The organism is Stutzerimonas tianxiuensis (assembly GCF_053470365.1).
Map to the genome: position 1 here is coordinate 320066 of NZ_JBPVWS010000002.1, position 17845 is coordinate 337910.

The 17845-nt window shown below is 53.3% G+C and carries 7 protein-coding genes and 1 pseudogene; all 8 read left to right on the plus strand.

Annotation, left to right across the window (positions count from 1 at the left end):
• Position 1 precedes the first annotated feature (1 nt).
• A complete protein-coding gene (locus ACSSNI_RS04185; protein ID WP_448258968.1) occupies positions 2 to 3676 on the plus strand; it encodes a phage resistance protein in 3675 nt (1224 codons plus the stop codon).
• A 4-nt stretch (positions 3677 to 3680) separates the two neighbouring features.
• Entirely contained in the window at positions 3681 to 6470 is a 2790-nt protein-coding gene (gene pglZ, locus ACSSNI_RS04190) for a BREX-2 system phosphatase PglZ (protein WP_448258969.1), read from the plus strand.
• 15 nt (positions 6471 to 6485) lie between these two features.
• Positions 6486 to 7805 carry a BREX system ATP-binding protein BrxD gene (gene brxD, locus ACSSNI_RS04195; RefSeq protein ID WP_448258970.1) on the plus strand — a complete coding sequence of 440 codons (1320 nt, stop codon included), beginning with the start codon at positions 6486 to 6488 and terminating at the stop codon, positions 7803 to 7805.
• Between the two features lie 24 nt (positions 7806 to 7829).
• Positions 7830 to 9941 (plus strand): DEAD/DEAH box helicase, encoded by a 2112-nt coding sequence (locus tag ACSSNI_RS04200; protein ID WP_448258971.1) that lies wholly within the window; start codon positions 7830 to 7832, stop codon positions 9939 to 9941.
• A 1-nt stretch (position 9942) separates the two neighbouring features.
• Positions 9943 to 10137, plus strand: coding sequence for a helix-turn-helix transcriptional regulator (locus ACSSNI_RS04205; protein WP_375666558.1), 195 nt, complete (start codon positions 9943 to 9945; stop codon positions 10135 to 10137).
• 166 nt (positions 10138 to 10303) lie between these two features.
• Entirely contained in the window at positions 10304 to 15358 is a 5055-nt protein-coding gene (locus tag ACSSNI_RS04210) for an AAA domain-containing protein (protein ID WP_375666560.1), read from the plus strand.
• Positions 15355 to 16794: a hypothetical protein gene (locus ACSSNI_RS04215; protein ID WP_375666562.1), complete on the plus strand. Its 1440-nt coding sequence runs from the start codon at positions 15355 to 15357 to the stop codon at positions 16792 to 16794. The genes ACSSNI_RS04210 and ACSSNI_RS04215 overlap by 4 nt, the downstream gene beginning before the upstream one ends.
• 92 nt (positions 16795 to 16886) lie before the next feature.
• A pseudogene (locus tag ACSSNI_RS04220) lies at positions 16887 to 17687 on the plus strand (IS5 family transposase); the annotation flags it as partial.
• Between the last annotated feature and the right edge of the window lie 158 nt (positions 17688 to 17845).

Here is a 17845-nt window from a genome sequence, read left to right on the forward strand (position 1 = left end):
CATGACATTGATTAAAGAGTTGATCGAGATCCCAGAAAAGGTTCAACGGGGTGATTTTGTTCTTAACCTGTCCAGTGGTTTGGCTGATGCAGCTATCAGTCAAACGCTGGAGCAGTATGTGGTGACGCCACAGCTGCAGCGCTCGTTCGACGATGCCTTGAGCTTTATCAAGAGCACTGTTGTGGGCAACCAGAACCGCCAAAAGGGCGCTTACCTTCACGGCAGCTTCGGTAGCGGTAAGTCGCACTTTATGGCGGTGCTGCATCTGCTGTTGCAGGGCAATCCCCAGGCCCGGGCGATCAACGAGCTGGCGCCGGCTGTAGCAAAGCATGATGAGTGGCTGCAGCAAACTAATATCCTGCTGGTGCCCTACCACATGATCGGTGCCGCCAGCATTGAGGCGGGTGTGCTAGGTGGCTATGCGCGACATATCAAGCACCTGCACCCAGATGCACCGGTACCTGGCTTCTACATGAGTGACCGGTTGTTCCGTGATGCGCGGCAACTGCGTAGCAATATGGGTGATGCGAATTTCTTCGCCACATTGAACAAAGGCGCAGCAGCGGCCGAGGACGATGGCTGGGGTGATCTCTCGACTGGTTGGGAGGCAGCCAGCTTCGATGCAGTACTCAATGACCAAGCCGGCGCGGACGATAAGGCTCGTCTGGTTGGGGATCTGATCGGCACCTTCTACAGCTCCATGGCGGATATGGCCAACAGCGAGTACGGCGGCTATGTCGATTTCGATGAAGGCCTGCGCATCATGACGGAGCATGCCAAAGCGCTCGGATACGACGCGATCATCCTGTTCCTCGATGAGCTGATCCTCTGGCTGGCCAGTCACCTGTCCGATCAGCGTTTTATCGCCAACAACATTCAGAAAGTGGTGAAGCTGGTTGAAGCCAGTGAGCAGCGTGCGTTGCCCATGGCCAGTTTTATTGCCCGTCAGCGTGATCTGCGTGAGTTCGTGGGGGATCAGTACAACGGCGCTGAGCAGCAAGCACTGAGCGACTCGCTCAAGTACTGGGATGGTCGTTTCCACACCATCACCCTGGAAGACCGGAACCTGCCAGTGATTGCTGAGCGCCGCTTGCTCAAGCCGATCAATGCAGCTGCCAAGGCGGAAATCGACAGTGCATTTGCGGCCATGGATGCCGGTTTGCGCAGCGAGGTGCAGGAAATCCTGCTGACCAACCAAGGTGACCGCGAGATGTTCCGCTCGCTATATCCCTTCAGTCCTGCTCTGGTGCAGGCCCTGGTGGCGCTTTCTTCCGCTCTTCAGCGCGAGCGTACTGCGCTTAAGGTCATGCTGATGCTGTTGGTCGATCAGCGCGAAACTCTTGAGCTCGGCGGCTGCATTCCGGTCGGTGACCTTTACGACGTAATCGCCTCCGAGGCTGAGCCGTTCTCAGAAGTGATGCGCATGCATTTCGATAATGCTCGCCATTTGTTCGAGCGCAAGCTGGTGCCACTACTCGAGGAAGAACACAACCTCAAGCTCGATCAGCTGCTGGAGCTGCCTGCGAACGATCCAGGCCGTCGCGCCTTTACCAACGACATGCGCCTGATCAAAACCTTGTTGTTGTCGGCGCTGGTTCCTGAGGTGGAGTGCTTCAAGCAGCTCACGGCCAACAAGCTCGCTGCGTTGAACCACGGCACCATCAAGTCACCGATTCCTGGCCGTGAAGCGCAGACCGTTTTGCAGAAGTGCCGCAAATGGGCGGGGCGAGTCGGTGAGATCAAGATCAGTGATGACTCCAACCCTGTCATCGCGATTCAGCTTTCAGGCGTGGATACCGAAAGCATTCTTGAGCAGGCGAAAATCCATGACAACGATGGCGCTCGCCGCAAGCTGACCAAGGATTTGCTGTTCGAAGCGTTCGGCGTTCAGGATGACAATCAGCTGTTTATTGAGCACCCCTTCGCCTGGCGCGGCACTCGTCGTACCGTTGAGGTGATGTTCCAGAACATCCGCGAGATTTCCGACTTCACCACCTTTGAGGCGCGTGGTGATGATTGGAAGGTGCTTGTCGACTTTCCGTTTGACCAGGGCAACCACTCTCCCGCGAGCGATAGGGCACGCATCCAGGAGTACGAAGCCACTGGTAATGCGACACAGACGCTGTGCTGGTTGCCGTATTTTTTTAGCCAGTCGGCGCAGCGTGATTTGGGAACCTTGGTGACGCTTGAGCACGTACTGAAAAGCGAAGATCGCTTCGTCTCCTTTAGTAAGCATCTGAGCCCACTTGAGCGGGCCCAAGCGCGGACGCTTCTCGATAACCAACGCAGCCAGTTGCGCCAGCGTATCCGTGATTACCTCATGGGTGCATTCGGTGCGGCACAACCGATCCCGGGCTCGCTGGATGATTCGGTACAATTGGAAAGCCAGGTTTATTCGCTGGAGCCAGGATTTACTCCGCAGCTGCCGGTGGGCAGTAATCTGCGTGCGGCCTTCGAGCACCTACTTAACCAGGCGCTTAGCTTCCAATATCCGGATCACCCTGAGTTTGACGGTGAGGTCAGGCTCGCTGACCTTGGGAAGGTGATGGAGCAGCTGCGTCGGGCTGTGCATGCCAGTAATGGCCGCATCGATATCGACACGCCGTTGCGCTCGATCATGCGTTCGATTGCACAGCCACTGAAGCTTGGCGAGATGCACGAGCGGCATTTCATCTTTAAGGATGATTGGCCGAAGCATATGACTCGTGAGCTGGCCAAGGATGAATACGCCGTGGATCCAGTGACGGTGAAGCGCCTACGTTCGGCCATTGATCAGCCGACACCCAAAGGGCTGCCGGACATTGTGCAGAACTTGCTGATCATGGTGTTTGCCGAGCATGGCCAGTACGCCTTCTCGTTGCATGGTCAAGACTATGAGCCGACGCTTAAGGACATGCCGGATAACCTGTTGCTGACCAAGCAGGATCTGGCCGAGCCGAACATCTGGAAGCTGGGCGTAGATAACGCTTCCGCCATCTTCGGCCTGACGCCTAACAAGCTGCGTACCGCCAACCATCAGAATGCACTGGAAAAAGATGTGCAGGATGAGGTTAAGCGCCAGCTTGGGCATTGTGAGGAACTGGTTACTGAGCTCAGAGGCGCATTGAGCCGGGTTAATCAGGGGGCGCAATGCAATCGTCTGCGCAATGCCGAGTATGCCGTGAGTCTATTGCAGACCTTGCAGGGTAAGCAGGGGGCAGACCTGATCGCTGCGCTGGCGGATATTCAGCCGCCCACCAACGCGATGGCTCTCGCCAAAAGTATCGTCAGCGCTGCCAGCGTGACCCAGGCGATCCAGGACAATAACTGGCAACTGCTGGAAACCGTTTGGAAGTCAGGCGCAGCTGAGGCGCTGCAGATTAAGCAGCGTGTTGGTGCTGCGCTGACCGCGGATGAGCTGGTGACGGCGCTGGCCCAAGCGCTTCGTCAAGCTCAGGCAGATGCTACATCGCAGTTGACGCGCAACGTCGTTCCGCCGGTCATTCAGAACGTTCTGCCTGCCGATACCAGTATCAAAGGTGCCGGTGGCAGAAAGGTGCTGGAGCAGGTTCAGCAGAGCGGTTTGACCAGCAAGCAGGCGCGCACTTTGTTCGCCGAGATTGAGAGCAAATTGCAGGACGGCTATGTGCTGGATGTGAGCTACAGCATTGTGCGCATGGATGGGGCAGGGGATTGAGGTGATGTCGATCATGCAGGCGAGCGCGACATTGCCGATGCCGGTGGTGACCCAACTGCAGGCAGTTTTTCAGCGTGACGCTGAGGCTGACTGCGTGGCATTAGTGTGGCCAAACCCTTTAGCGGCTTTAGCTGTAGAGCAAGTTGTTGAAGGGCGAAAAGTCAGGGCCATCTACTGCGTCTCTGAGTTGGCGATGCGAGAGGCCTTGGTCAAGCATCAACAAGATCGGAAGGAGAGCTCAGAGCGTCTTGTGCTGCTGTCGGGCTTTGCCGAGACGGATTTGGCTATGGACGTGTTGGCCAGAATTTGGCGCAACGAGCCGCAGCGGATAAGCCCTTGGAAGACCCTGCAGCAACTGATTCGTGTCAGGGACATTGATCCTCGTCTAACACGCAAGCAGAGCCGTTGGGTAGCTGAGGCGATGCTCAATGGTGTTGAACACTATCAGGGGAAAATCAGCTTCGGCGAGATTCTGGATGAGGAGACAGCCTGGCGTGCTATCGCCATGGCTCATCTGAACTACCAAGAAGCCACGTTGGATCTGCAGTCGGTGTTGAGTTGGAGCACTAAGGGTGATGTCAGTGCACTGATTACGGCTCTGCCAGGCGATATTCGAGACAACCTTGGGGATTGGTTGGCCCGAGGCCTGCCCGACACTCATGAGGTGGTATCGACGCTGCTTCTGAATGATCAGGGGAGTGATCTGCTCGCCGTCGCCTTGGCGTGCTCCGTGCTGTTTTCCTCGGATATTGAACGTCTGCAAGCGCTTGATTTAACTCAGCTGCATATCAGTCGTGGGATTTTCCGTGAGCGCTTTTTGGGTGGGAAGAAGATCGAATTCCGAGTCCTGCAGCCACTGGGTGAGGTCGCAGTTGTCCTGGTCAGGCAATGGATAGGTGCTCTCGGTTTCCCTAGCTATGCACGCTTCTTGTCGAAAGCAGAGCAGATTCTTGCAAGCTTGGATATGCAGGCTGCCGCCGAGCATTCCGCGCTGTTGCCTTGCGGTTTACATGCTCGCTTTAGCGCTTTTGCTTCTGCCTTGGATCAAGCTCTGGATGGTGGCGACTCCATAGCTGCGGAGTTCGCTCTGCAGCAGATAGAGGGGCATCGTCTGGCTGGCTTGGATCGCTACAGCGAGACTGTTGCTCGGGCCAATATGGCCATGCGCCTTCTACGTTGGCTCAAGCAGGCGCCTAACGTGGACGGAACTGCAGTTAGCCTGATCGGCGATTACATCGAGCAGGGTGGTTTTTGCGATTGGGCACGAACCGAAATTTGGGCTGGAGATGCTGAGGAGTCTCTAAGTACGGTCTACCAGAAGCTCTCGCAGCACGTTGGGCGTTACAGGGAACGGCAAAACCAGGCTTTCGGGCAGCAACTGGCAAGCATCGCTCGCGGTGATCATCTGCCTGCTCGATTCATTCCCGTCGAGCGGGCCCTGGATGATCTGGTTGCACCATTGGCCGAGCAGGGGCAAGTGCTTTTGCTTGTGCTGGATGGGATGAGCGAAGCCGTCTACAGGCAGTTAAGCGCAGACCTCACCCGTAATCATTGGTTGGAGCTACAGCCCGTTGGCGCACAGGGCGATGCATGTCTGGTTGCAGCCTTGCCCACTGTGACTCAGGTCAGCCGTTGCTCGCTGCTATCGGGGGCTCTGTGTGAGGGCAATGCCAACGACGAGAAGAAGGCTTTCAGTAGCCACCCGCAGCTAAAAAAGCTGGCCTCCACCAAGTTCCCACCGCAAGTGTTCCATAAGCAGGATTTGTCCCAGTCTGGATCTGGCAGTTTGCACAGCAACGTTCGGGGGATAATTGCGGGTACGGAGCACCGAGTTCTGGCGGTGGTGATCAATGCGATCGATGATCAGCTGTCCAGTAGCTCGCAAGTTAAGGTCGATTGGTCCTTTGAAACCGTGGCCTTGCTGCGGCATGTCATGGAGGCCGCTCGCGAGGCTGGCCGTGTGGTGATCATTACCAGTGATCACGGTCACGTGCTGGATCATGATTCAGTCTACCAGCAGTCAGCCGACGAGAACGGCGAGCGCTACCACCCGGTGGCCCCTGGCATTGTTCCCTCTGAGCTGGAAGTCCAGTTGTCGGGTGAGCGTGTCGTGACGGCCAATAAACAGGTGATCCTGCCTTGGTCAGAACGCCTGCGTTACACCCGAAGTAAGAACCATGGTTACCACGGTGGTGGTTCGCTCCAGGAGGTAGTGATACCGCTTGGGGTCTATATCAATGCCGCCACGCGGCAAAGGGTAGAGGGTTGGCGTGAGGTGCCTCGACGACTGCCAGCCTGGTGGTATTCGACGAAGGCCATTCAGTCAGACACGCCGAGCGCGGTTGATGAGCCCACCGTAGCTGTCGAAGCACCCACCAAGAAAGCAGCTGGCAAGAAGCAGGCTGTGGCTGAGGTTGTCGAGGACATGTTCGGCTTTGCATCGCCAGCCAAAGCCTTGAGCAAAAGCGCTCCGGTGGTCGCTACAAGCGATTGGGTTGCTGAGTTGCTCAGTTCGCCGGTCTATGGCCAAGTTCGTGATAGGGCAGGCCGCACAGCGATCAGTGATGAACAAATGCAGGGGCTGCTGAGGCTGATGGAGAAGCATCGCTGGCAGGTGATGGAGGCGGTGCTTTGTTCCCAGTTGCTGATCCCGAAACTGCGGATTCGTGGGTTTCTCGCGGGAGCTCAGAAACTGCTCAATGTGGATGGCTATCCAATCCTTTCAGTCGAGCGTGATTCTCAGACAGTTCGCTTGAACGTTGCAGATCTGAAGAAGCAGTTTGAAATTCAATAACTACAGGGTGTAGGCATGTCGATTAGCCAACAACGTCGTCAGGATATTCTGGACGCTCTGCGGCGTGGAACTGTGCCGCAGTATGGTTTAGATGCCTTAGCTGTTGGCTTGTTGCCCTTCGAGCGCGCCTTTGATGAGGAGCTGGAAAAGGTCAGTCGAGGCGGGGCGGTATTCAAGGCTATTCGTGGCGAGTACGGCAGCGGTAAAACCTTTGCGTCACGTTGGCTCCGTGAAAAAGCACACCGACTCGGCTTTGCCTGCGCCGAGGTACAAATTTCCGAGACTGAGACGCCGCTGCATCGCTTGGAGACGGTCTATCGGCGTCTGATGGAGCGTTTGACGACGCCAGATATGCCCTCGGGCGCTTTTCAGAATATCGTCGAAGCCTGGTTCTACACCCTTGAAGAGGATGTACTGGCCCAGCATGACATCGATCCGAATGACTCCGAAGCGTTGATCGATGCCACTGATTTACTGATGGAAAAGCGCTTGGGCGAAGTGGTGCGCTCTGCACCTGCATTTGCCCTAACTCTACGTGCCTACCGGAGAGCACTCCTTGAAGGCCAGGAAGAGATCGCCAACGGGCTTTTGGCCTGGATGGCAGGTCAGCCGAACATTTCTGCTGCGGTTAAGCGCTATGCAATGATCAAGGGCGACATCGATCATTTCGGCGCGTTAAGCTTCCTGCAAGGTGTTCTAACCATACTCAAGGATTCAGGGCATCCTGGTCTGCTGCTGGTGCTCGATGAGGTTGAAACACTCCAGCGTATGCGGGGAGATGTTCGCGACAAGAGCCTGAACGCACTGCGTCAGTTGATGGACGAAGTGGACTCTGGGCGATTCCCTGGCCTTTATCTAGTGATCACTGGCACTCCAGCCTTCTACGATGGCCCTATGGGTGTCCAGCGGCTGTCTCCTCTAGCTCAGCGTCTGGCGGTCGACTTCACCACTGATGCTCGGTTCGATAATCCTCGCGCCGTGCAAATTCGCCTTCGTGGCTTCAGCCAGGAGTCTCTGGAGGAGGTTGGTCGCAAGGTGCGCAACCTGTATGCCGATAACAGCGCTATGGCTGACCGCATTCTGCGGCTGGCAGACGATGACTACATCGCTGAGCTGGCAAAGGCGGTGACCGGTAAGCTGGGCGGCAAGGTCGGAATTGCACCGCGGATTTTCCTGAAAAAGCTGGTGGGTGAGGTCCTGGATCGTATTGACCAGTTCGAAGACTTCAATCCGCGACAGCACTACGCATTGACCATTTCAGATACCGAGCTGACATCGGTCGAGCGCGCTACCAGTTCGGCAAGCTCGGTAGATGATATCGAGCTCGATCTTTGAGCTGCCTGATTGGAGCTTTGTTGCATGAGTGAGTTCGACAAGCTCCACCCTGCCTTGCAGCACCACATCGTCAACTCTCTGGGTTGGAACGGTTTGCGGCCTTTGCAAGAGGCCACCATTCAGCCCGTTCTGGATGGCGAGCACGCGATTCTGTTGGCGCCAACGGCTGGCGGAAAAACCGAAGCGGCAAGCTTTCCGGTGTTTTCACGCATGCTCAGTGAGAGCTGGGAAGGCCTTTCTGTTCTCTACATCTGCCCGATCAAGGCGCTGCTCAATAACCTTGAGCAGCGATTGAGTTACTACGGACATCTCCTGGGGCGCAGCGTCGCCCTATGGCATGGCGATATCAGTGCCGCGCGTAAGGCCAAGATTGTGGCCTCGCCACCGGACATTCTGCTGACAACACCTGAGTCGTTGGAGGTCATGCTTGTCTCCAACAAGGTTGATCATCAGCAGCTTTTTGCCAACGTGCGGACAGTGATTATTGATGAGGTTCATGCCTTTGCCGGTGATGACCGTGGCTGGCACTTGCTGTCTGTCCTGGAGCGAATCAGCGTTTTAGCAGGCCGAGAAATCCAGCGCTTAGGGCTCTCAGCAACCGTAGGTAATCCTGACACGCTCTGCGATTGGCTTGCCGGTAGCTGTAATGCCCGAAGAAGCGTGATCAACCCTCCTGCTGAGAACAATGTGATTCCTGACGTCCAGGTCGATTGGGTTGGGTCGCTGAAGAACGCAGCAGTTGTGATTTCAAGATTGCACAAGGGCGAGAAGCGTCTCGTCTTCGTGGATAGCCGCTCCAAGGTTGAGGAGCTTGCAGTTGAGCTGCGTTGCCTAGGTGTTGCCACCTACATCTCGCACAGTTCCTTAAGCCTGGAGGAGCGGAGAGCTGCTGAAGAAGCGTTCTCCCAAGGTAATGACTGCGTCATCGTTTCTACTTCGACGTTGGAGTTGGGTATCGATGTGGGCGACCTCGATCGGGTGATCCAGATCGATGCCCCGTACACGGTTGCTTCGTTCCTGCAGCGTATTGGCCGCACTGGCAGACGCTCGGGCAGCTCTCGAAACTGTCTGTTTCTGGCTACCAAGGAAGATGCGTTTCTTCGCGCTTTGGCATTGTTGCAGCTATGGCGGAAGGGGTATGTCGAACCTATCGAACCGCCCGCGAGGCCAATGCACATCTATGCGCAGCAAACGATGGCATTGGCGCTTCAGCAAGAAGGCATCATCGCAGCCGACGTCGATCAGTGGGTGGGGCGCATGCCTGGTTTTGCTGGAGTCACGCCCGATGACCGGGCTGGTGTTATCAGCTACATGTTTGGGGCCGGGATATTGCACTCTGATGAGGGACTCATCGGGATTGGCAAGGCCGGCGAGAGGGCGTTTGGTGAGAAGAACTTCATGGAGCTCTTTTCGGTCTTCACGACGCCCCCCATGGTCAAGGTTTTTTGGGGTAAGCAAGAGCTAGGTGAGGTTCACCAACTGACCTTCGCTGTCCGTGATAACGGCCCGGCGCTGCTTACGCTAGGTGGGCGCAGCTGGCAGACGACCTATATCGACTGGCCGCGGAAAAAAGCCTTTGTCGAGCCTTCAGAGGTACGCGGTAAGTCGCAATGGGTTAGTGATGCGCAGCCGCTGAGATATGAGCTGTGTCGTGCGATTGCTGATGTGTTGATTTCAGATCTCGTTCCAGAAGGTCTTTCATCCAGGGCTCAAGGGCTGCTTGCCGATCTCCGTGATCAGTACGGATGGATGGAGTCGGGTAGAAGCACTCTGATCTTTGATACCGATGGCAATGCAGTTTGGTGGAACTTCGCAGGTAAGCTGCTGAATTCGGCCATGAAGGATCTGCTGGCTGATGAGGCAGATAAGCTCATCGCGGACAATGAGTGCATGACTTTTCGGCACGTCTATTCAGCCGAGGCGTTGGTACGTGCTATTCGAGAGATTCTTGCAGGTGACGCGCATAATTTAGCGGTGCTGCTGGATGAAGCCTTTGTACAAGAGCTGAAATTTGCTGAGTGCTTAAGCCAGAAGGAAATTGATCGTGAGCTGGGAGAACGGTACTCCGTGGATAGTGATTTCAAGCAGTTCAGTCGAATCTCGCTCGCCGTTCTGTGGTTGAAGGAAGAAGCTTGATATGAAAATTATCCGTCTCAGCGGAGTTATCGAGACGACCGGCCTTGCTCGATCAACAATCTACAAGCTCATCAGTGAGGACGGGTTTCCGAGGCCCGTCCCATTGGTAGGCCGCAGTGTTGGTTGGCTTGAGAGTGAGATCCAGGACTGGATTAAGGGCAGGATTGCAGCGCGAGATATTAACCCACACCGATAACTTGATGCCGGCGAGATCGATGACATTTCGCCGTTATCTTTCAACAAGTCAATAGATTGTCTTCCTTCGGGCTGAGCCTCGCTTGTTTGTATCAGTAAGCTGCGCTCGACACAGAAGTTTTGCTCCGCCCAAATGAGCTGCGGTGGGGCAGTTATGGAGATTAGAAATGGAAGTACGTTACTGGGAAGGAGGCCTGCTGCGGCATGAGGTCGAAGCTATCGAGAGCATGCGTAAGGCCTTCAAGGGCGAGCCTGAACTAGAACAACCTGGTACGGTCGCTCCAACGGGTGGTAAGTCTCTGGCTCAGCAGCTCAGTAATCTGTCTCTGAAAGGTAAAGGGGCCGATCATCCTTCTGGTATGTGGCCTTGGAAGGGGTATGCAGGGTTCCGTTTTGCGGACTCGCGCGGTAAAGAAGGCGAGTTCGATCTTGTCATTGTGACCCATAAAAACGTCATCATAGTTGAGCTGAAGCATTGGAATGGTGTTATCACCAGCCATGGTGGCAAGTGGTACCAGGATGGTGATGAGCGTGATCGCTCACCAATATCGGTTACTCAGAATAAAGTCTTTCTACTCAAGAAAAAGCTCAATGCAGTTAGGCAGCAATTTCCGAAGGGCATTGTGCCAAATATCAAATTTTGCGTGGTATTGAGCGGTAAGTGTACGTTTGATCAGCTACCTGATAATGAACTCGAGCATGTAATGCATCTCGATGACTTCGTGAAGCTGGCCAACGAGCGTCTATTTAATAATAAGTTTCGCCCGCATCCCGAGGCGGCAGGTCTGAATCAGTATTTTGATGTGTTTGATCAGCTGCTCAATCAGGGAAGTGTCAAGCCGAAGGAACTCATGGTTGACGGGTTCCGAGCGCAGGGGGAGCCGATTTTCAAGCATCCCGGCGAGGTTTATGTTGAGTACGAGGCTGCAAACGAAAATAACAAGGCCGATCGTGCTCTTTTACGTTTGTGGGACTTCAATAAGCTTGATGATGTAGATGCCAAAACCCCAGAGGGGCGGTTCAAGATTCTTTCCAGGGAGCGGGATGTTCTGGTCTATCTTGGACAGCGGGATCATGAGTTGGCAAAACGTTGTCTGCGTCCTATCAGAAACCCCTCCGTGCAGTCCGTTACTCAAGAATTTTCTGAGCTGTGCGAGCTTCCGGCAAGTCACTACCGGCTCAACGAATTCATCAATCGATATGCGCAGAACTATGAGGAGAGTGAACGGGTAAAGTTGGCCAAGATCTTGGTCGCGCAGTTCGCTGCCATGCACGGATTTAAGGTCGCTCACCGTGATTTGGGCGACCATAGCGTATGGTTCTCGCCATCCAGCGCCATTGCTTTGTCCAACTTCATTGCAGCCTATCATCAGCCAGCAGGTACGGTTGGGCCGCGTCGTGATCAACTGAGTATTGGCTCTATTGCTCTTCCAGAAGATCGTACTGATGAAGGTCACGGTGGTACGCCGTTCCACCGCGACGTTTTCGCGCTTGGACTCCTTTGCTGGCACTTGGCTCAAGCCAAGTCTTTACCTCTCAAGCTGAATGCCGATTACATCGATAGCGTTCGGGATGACATCCTGGGTTCGGATACATGGTACGCAGGCGTTCTCGCCAAGGCGGTGGAGCACAATCCAAGCTCACGCTACGCCAACGCCGGTGAGTTGCTGGACGAGTTGAACCAGGTAACACCAGAAGATACAGAGCAGTTTGCTTTCGATCAGTCACAACTTGAGCGTTTTTCCGCTTCAAACGTCAGGGTTTACAAAATTTATCCGGCGGATGAGGAAATCATTGATACCCCTGAGAAGGAGGTTTATCGGTCGGGTGATTGCATTGTAAAGCTATGGCCTACAATCCATGCAGATGCTCCGCAGGGAGGGCAAGGTCCGTTGTTGCTCAGCTTTTTTGAAAAAATAGAATTGCTGAATAAAAGTGGCTACGAATTTTTGCCTAGGATAGATCAGTTTGGATACGAAAGGAGCGGTACTCCTTTTTTAGTTCAACAATTTATCGATGGTCAACACTGGAGCGAATTATCACAGCTGAGCTCGCGACGAGCCGAAGAGCTGATCCGTAATTTGATTTCTGCAGTTGAGTGTCTGCATGAGCAGCAGTTGACTCACGGAGATCTCCATCCTGGAAATATCAAAGTCATAGTGCCAGTTGATGATGGGCAGCCTGCACAGATCTACCTGCTAGATCTTCCGGATCTTACAGTTTCAGGAAGCGAACCTTTTAATAATCGATATAGCCCTCTAGCCGAAAGTTGCACACCTTTCGAGCGTGATAACTTTGCTGTTATGCGTATGGCTGTAGAGTTGCTCGGAATGGACTGGGATCAGCCAGGGGAACATGATCTGGCTGAGCTACGTAAGGCAATTAATGAGGAGTTACAGAGCGAATCAGGCTTCGTTGCACTAGAGCGATTTAATGATGCTCTTAATCGCGAGTTCTGTCCGAAGCAAGTTAGGCAGATCATCTCAGTAGCTATTCGCGGAAATGACTCTCTCAATTACGCTATTTATCCTGACAATGGACGCCTTTTTGTCAGCGTCAAGCCTGATGCCAAGGATGCTAAACAGGCTGTTGTTACTTTTAGTGGCGTGGGTGGAAGTTTTTCAGCTGCATATGAGAAGGTCTCGAAAACCTTCGTTAGGGGATTTAAGCCCAGTCAGCAGGAGGCTGTGCCGCACTGGATTGAGCGTAACGCAGACTTTGAGATTGATGTCGAAATTAATGTTGCTGTTACAAACATTAGCAGCCTTAAAGAGCTGTCAGTCTTTATGGGGAGTAATCTGGCGTTTGATGAGCTTGTTGCCAGTATTCTGGATGCTGCTCGTGCTTCCTCAGAAAATCAGTGGGGCGAAGGTGCGCAAAACTCCACCGATTTGGCTGCTGACATTGATATCCCAGAAGAGCATGTTCCAGAGATAAAGGTGAGGTCTATTCAGACTAGCAAAGTCTGGAAAGCTATTATGGATACAGAGGTCGAGGGGCTACCAACACTTGAAGTGTCGGGTGAGCCTGTCTTTAATAAAGACAAAACTGGTCTCATGATTCCATATACAGCCAATGGGGAGATTTTAGAGTCGTTCGAGACTGATGACAAAATTAATCTCATCAAGAAAGACGGTGAAAAGCAAATCAATCTTGGTGAGGTAGATCTTCGTAAGAGTACAAAATCTGCACTGTGTTTAGTGTACTCAGGAAAAACCAGAGCTGCTATTAAAGCTGATGATGTGCTCTATCTTCAAAGCAATAAAAACAGGTCATCGCTGACCCGGCGTAAGCGCGCGATAGAGCGTATTTTGGGCCGTCAATCAGTTGTAACAGGGCTGGTTGATTATTTTGACGAAGGCTGCAGTATAGTTCCTGAGCGATTTTCTGTGCCGCCAACTGAGGAAGGTTTCGCAGTCTACCAACGAGAGACTTCAAGCGGGCAGACTATAGGTCTCAATGATGCACAGAAGGATGCTTTTTCAAAGTTGGTAACAAACGGGCCAGTGGGTTTTTTGCAGGGGCCACCCGGTACCGGTAAGACTGAGTTTATTGCCGCATTCTGCCACTACCTGATAAGTGAAGAGGGGGCTAGGAATATCCTTCTTGTTAGCCAGTCGCATGAGGCTGTAAATACTGCGGCAGAGCGCATTCGTGCCCACTGCCGCAGATTGAATACCGATCTCGATGTTGTTCGTTTCAGCAACCGCGAACAGGTAGTCTCAGATGAGTTGCAGGATGTCTATTCCAAGTCGATTGTCACCCAGCAACAATCGAGCTTTAGCGCTGAGCTAAAAAGGCGTTTGTCTCTGATGGCTCCCTCGCTTGGGGTTAGCGCCGGGTTTATCGCGAGCCTGGTTGAGCTTGAGTCGAGGATTCACGGACTGGTCAAAAGCATTGAGCGCCTGGATAAGGATCTGCAAGACGCTGGTGAGGGAACTCTCGAGTCCAAGCAATTGAGTGCAAGCCTGAGTCGAATGCAAGAGGATCTGCTTGAGGCGCTTGCCAGTGACTATGGTATCTCTGCAGCCCCAGAGTCGACTGCTCGGAATATGCTTGAGCAGGCCTATGCCAGTGTTACCGCCAGCCATGGTGTCAGGCCGCATGAATTTAAGCGATGCATGGATCTAATCAAGCTGTCTGAGGAGTTGCTGCAACGTATTGCCACTGATGGCGCCAATTACGATGAGTTTCTAATGCGCGCCAGAACACTTGTCTGTGGAACCTGTGTAGGTGTTGGTCTACCGCACTTGAAGCTTGCTGAAAACCGGTTTGACTGGGTCATTATCGATGAGGCTGCACGTTCTTCACCTAGCGAGCTGGCGATTGCCATGCAGGTGGGAAGCCGAATCCTGTTGGTAGGGGATCATCGGCAGCTTCCCCCAACCTATGCAGACGAGCATCTCAAGGCCATCGCCCGTGATTTGGGACTACATAGTCAATCGGACGATTTTCGGCGGATCATGCGTAGCGATTTTGAGCGCGCTTTTGAGTCTGCTTATGGCCGAGGTGTCAGTGCCACTCTGAAGGTTCAGTACCGTATGCAACCACCGATCGGGGATCTAGTTTCGGAGGTTTTCTACGGTGGTGAGCTAATGACTGGTGTGCGGCCTGTGCCGGAATGCTTTTCGAATGCCCCAGATGTTATCGGCTCAATCGTAACTTGGCTAGATACGGGCGTTCTCGGGAAACAAGCTAATCACTCGGAGCAGCAAGGTAGCACAAGCTTGGTAAACCATGCTGAGGCAAACTCCATAATTAGGATGCTCAAAGATATCGAAAGTGATATGGAATTCAGCTCAGCACTGGTGGAAGAAATGACCGAAACCATGGAGCCTCCTATCGGGATTATCTGTATGTATTCTGAGCAGAAGAAGTTGGTTCGTAAAAAGTTTGCCGAGAAGACATGGTCGGAAGATTTCAAAAAATTGGTCAAGATTGACACTGTTGATAGTTATCAAGGAAAAGAAAATCGCATTGTCATTGTTTCTCTGACGCGATCCTCTGCAGATCTTTCTCCAGGCTTCTTACGGTTGCCGAATCGAATAAATGTGGCAATGTCCCGCGCCATGGATCGTTTGGTTATTGTCGGTGACATGAGTATGTGGGCTGGGCGGAATGCGGAGCTGCCGTTGGGTAAAGTTGCCACTTATATTCAAGATCGTCAGGATGGTGAACGCTACAAGATTGCATCGGTAGAAAATGCAAAAGGAGCTGCATGATGGCTGGTGACGCTTTGGTTTTGTTTGAGGTTGATATCTGTGTGCCAGCGCAGCAGTTCAGAATTGAATATTCTCTGATTGAGAAGGGAGGGCTTCCATTCGTTTCTGAGTTTTTGCTGCGCTTGTTGAAAGTCTCGCCTTTGATGTCGGCTGATATAGCTAGATACTTCGGTTTCACTTCGAAAGAATTGAGTGCGGCACTGACTCCCTTTTTCCAGAAGGGAGAGGTCTCTGTCCAGCCAGATGGGCGGATTGCTCTTTCAGAGAAAGGGCTTCGACTTTTTTCAGGAAATGAAGATTCTCCTAGCGTCAAGTCTAGGCAGGAGTATCGAAGATCATTCACTTTTGACTTGCTAACGTTCTCCTATCTTGGAGGGAGGATTTCATCGGCAAGTACAAAGCGAGCAGTCCTTCTAGATGCCGGTGTTGAAGTTAGGGCTGTTTCACAGCAAAGGGCTGTTGGCGCATTTCAGAATAATTTGCACGAGATATTTCGTCGCGGTGATTTGACAGGACAGGATCAGCAAGATTCTGTCCCGGAATTGTACAAAATAAGCGATGTGAGGAAGAGCTCAGATGTGTGCTTTCTTGTTGAGGAAGCACTGTGCCTTGATGCAGATAGTCTCGATTTGAGTTTTGAGGTGAAAAAGGGGATAGCCGAGGAAGAAGAGTATTTTGAGCGCCGTGCAGCTATGCTGCATAGCCTTAATGGGCGCGACAATGTTGATGATGTTGTTCGATTGGCAGATAGGTTAGGCGATTCAGAAACGATTGATACTCTTTCGAGTGGATGGATGGATTTCAGAGGGGTTGCTCAACGTGCATTGTCGTTTGGTTTGGATGAGCGCCGTGGCGATGTAAGAATCTATGGCTCTTTACAGCTGAATAGAAATTGGGATCAGGTGTGCTCCCTATTGAAAAAGCACCATGAGAAAACTTCTGATTCTGAGCGTGAGGTTGCCACAAGACTTACCTGGCTCGCGCCATGCTCCCATGGGTTGTGGGGTAAAAGCTCTCGCCATGGTCAAGCTTTAAGTAAGTTCGTTGAGTTTGCGGGTTTGAAAAGCAAGCGAAACGACAGGCATGCTTTTGAGGTGGAGATTCTGATTCCCCTGTCGTCTAGCAAAGATTGGCAGTCGAAAAAGGCTGCTAATAACGATTGCGCAGAAGCGAAAGAGTATTTGCACGGTTTTGTTGAGTCTGAAACCTTGGCGCCTCTAGAGGTCTTTATGCTGAGCGGCTGCTTTGCAGTAGTTATCTATCATCTTGTGGTGCCTGACCGTTACCCTGTGCCAATTCCGTTTGGATATATCACTGAGGATCCAGCTCGCGTGAGGAATGTTGAGGGGCTAGTTAGGTCTATTCTTGATGAGTACAGTTCTGAAAATAAGCCAAGGTACTTGGGGAGGTTGGCTGACCTGAACGGCAACAAGTAGAGGTGCTTTATTCGTCCCCGATGCTTAGGGAAATCCTGAAGAAGACTTCCCGTTTCTGGTGAAATAGCCGATCCCGTTGCCTGAGTTTCCCGATGAAGCAAATGACCTTTGCAGACGCCGAGTACGCCGGCAAGCGCAAGCAGACCCGTAACGAGTTGTTCCTGATCGAGATGGATCAGGTGGTGCCGTGGAGGGGTTTGGTTGCCCTGATCGAGCCGCACTACCCCAAGGGTGAAGGGGCCGTCCAGCGTATCCGCTGATGGCGATGCTGCGTGTACATCTGATGCAGAACTGGTTCGGCTACAGCGATCCGGCGATGGAGGAGGCGCTGTACGAGACCACGTTCTTACGCCAGTTTGCCGGGCTGAACCTGGAGCGTATTCCCGACGAAACCACCATCCTCAACTTCCGTCGCTTGCTGGAGAAACATGAGCTGGCAGCCGGCATCCTCGGCGTAATCAATGGCTACCTGGGGGATCGCGGCCTGTCGCTGCGCCAGGGCACTATCGTCGATGCCACGCTGATCCATGCACCCAGTTCGACCAAGAACCAGGACGGCAAGCGCGACCCGGAGATGCACCAGACCAAGAAGGGCAACCAGTACTACTTCGGCATGAAGGCCCACATCGGTGTGGATGACGAGTCGGGGCTGGTGCACAGCGTGGCGGGCGCGCCGGACAGCGTGGCCTGTGCTGACGCGGGATACATTGGAGTGGAGAAGCGCCCCGAGGGTGAAGGGCGCGAGGTCATCTGGCAGATCGCAGCCCCGAGCAGCAGCTACACGCATTTGAGCAAACGCAGTGCCCTTTACAAGGCCGAGCGCAAGATCAAGAACAGCCAAGGCGCAGACACGATCCAAAGTCGAGCATCCGTTCAGGGTGATTAAGCAGCAGCACCTGCGACACCGTCTGTCGCCTGCTTCGATTAGCTTGACTGCACCAATTGGTTACGAGCGTTCGAGATGCCAAGACAACCCCACCCCTTTACCTTCATGTGCACCCGTTGCTCCTGGACAAAAACTACTATCCCGCTAAGTGATGCGCTTGTCATA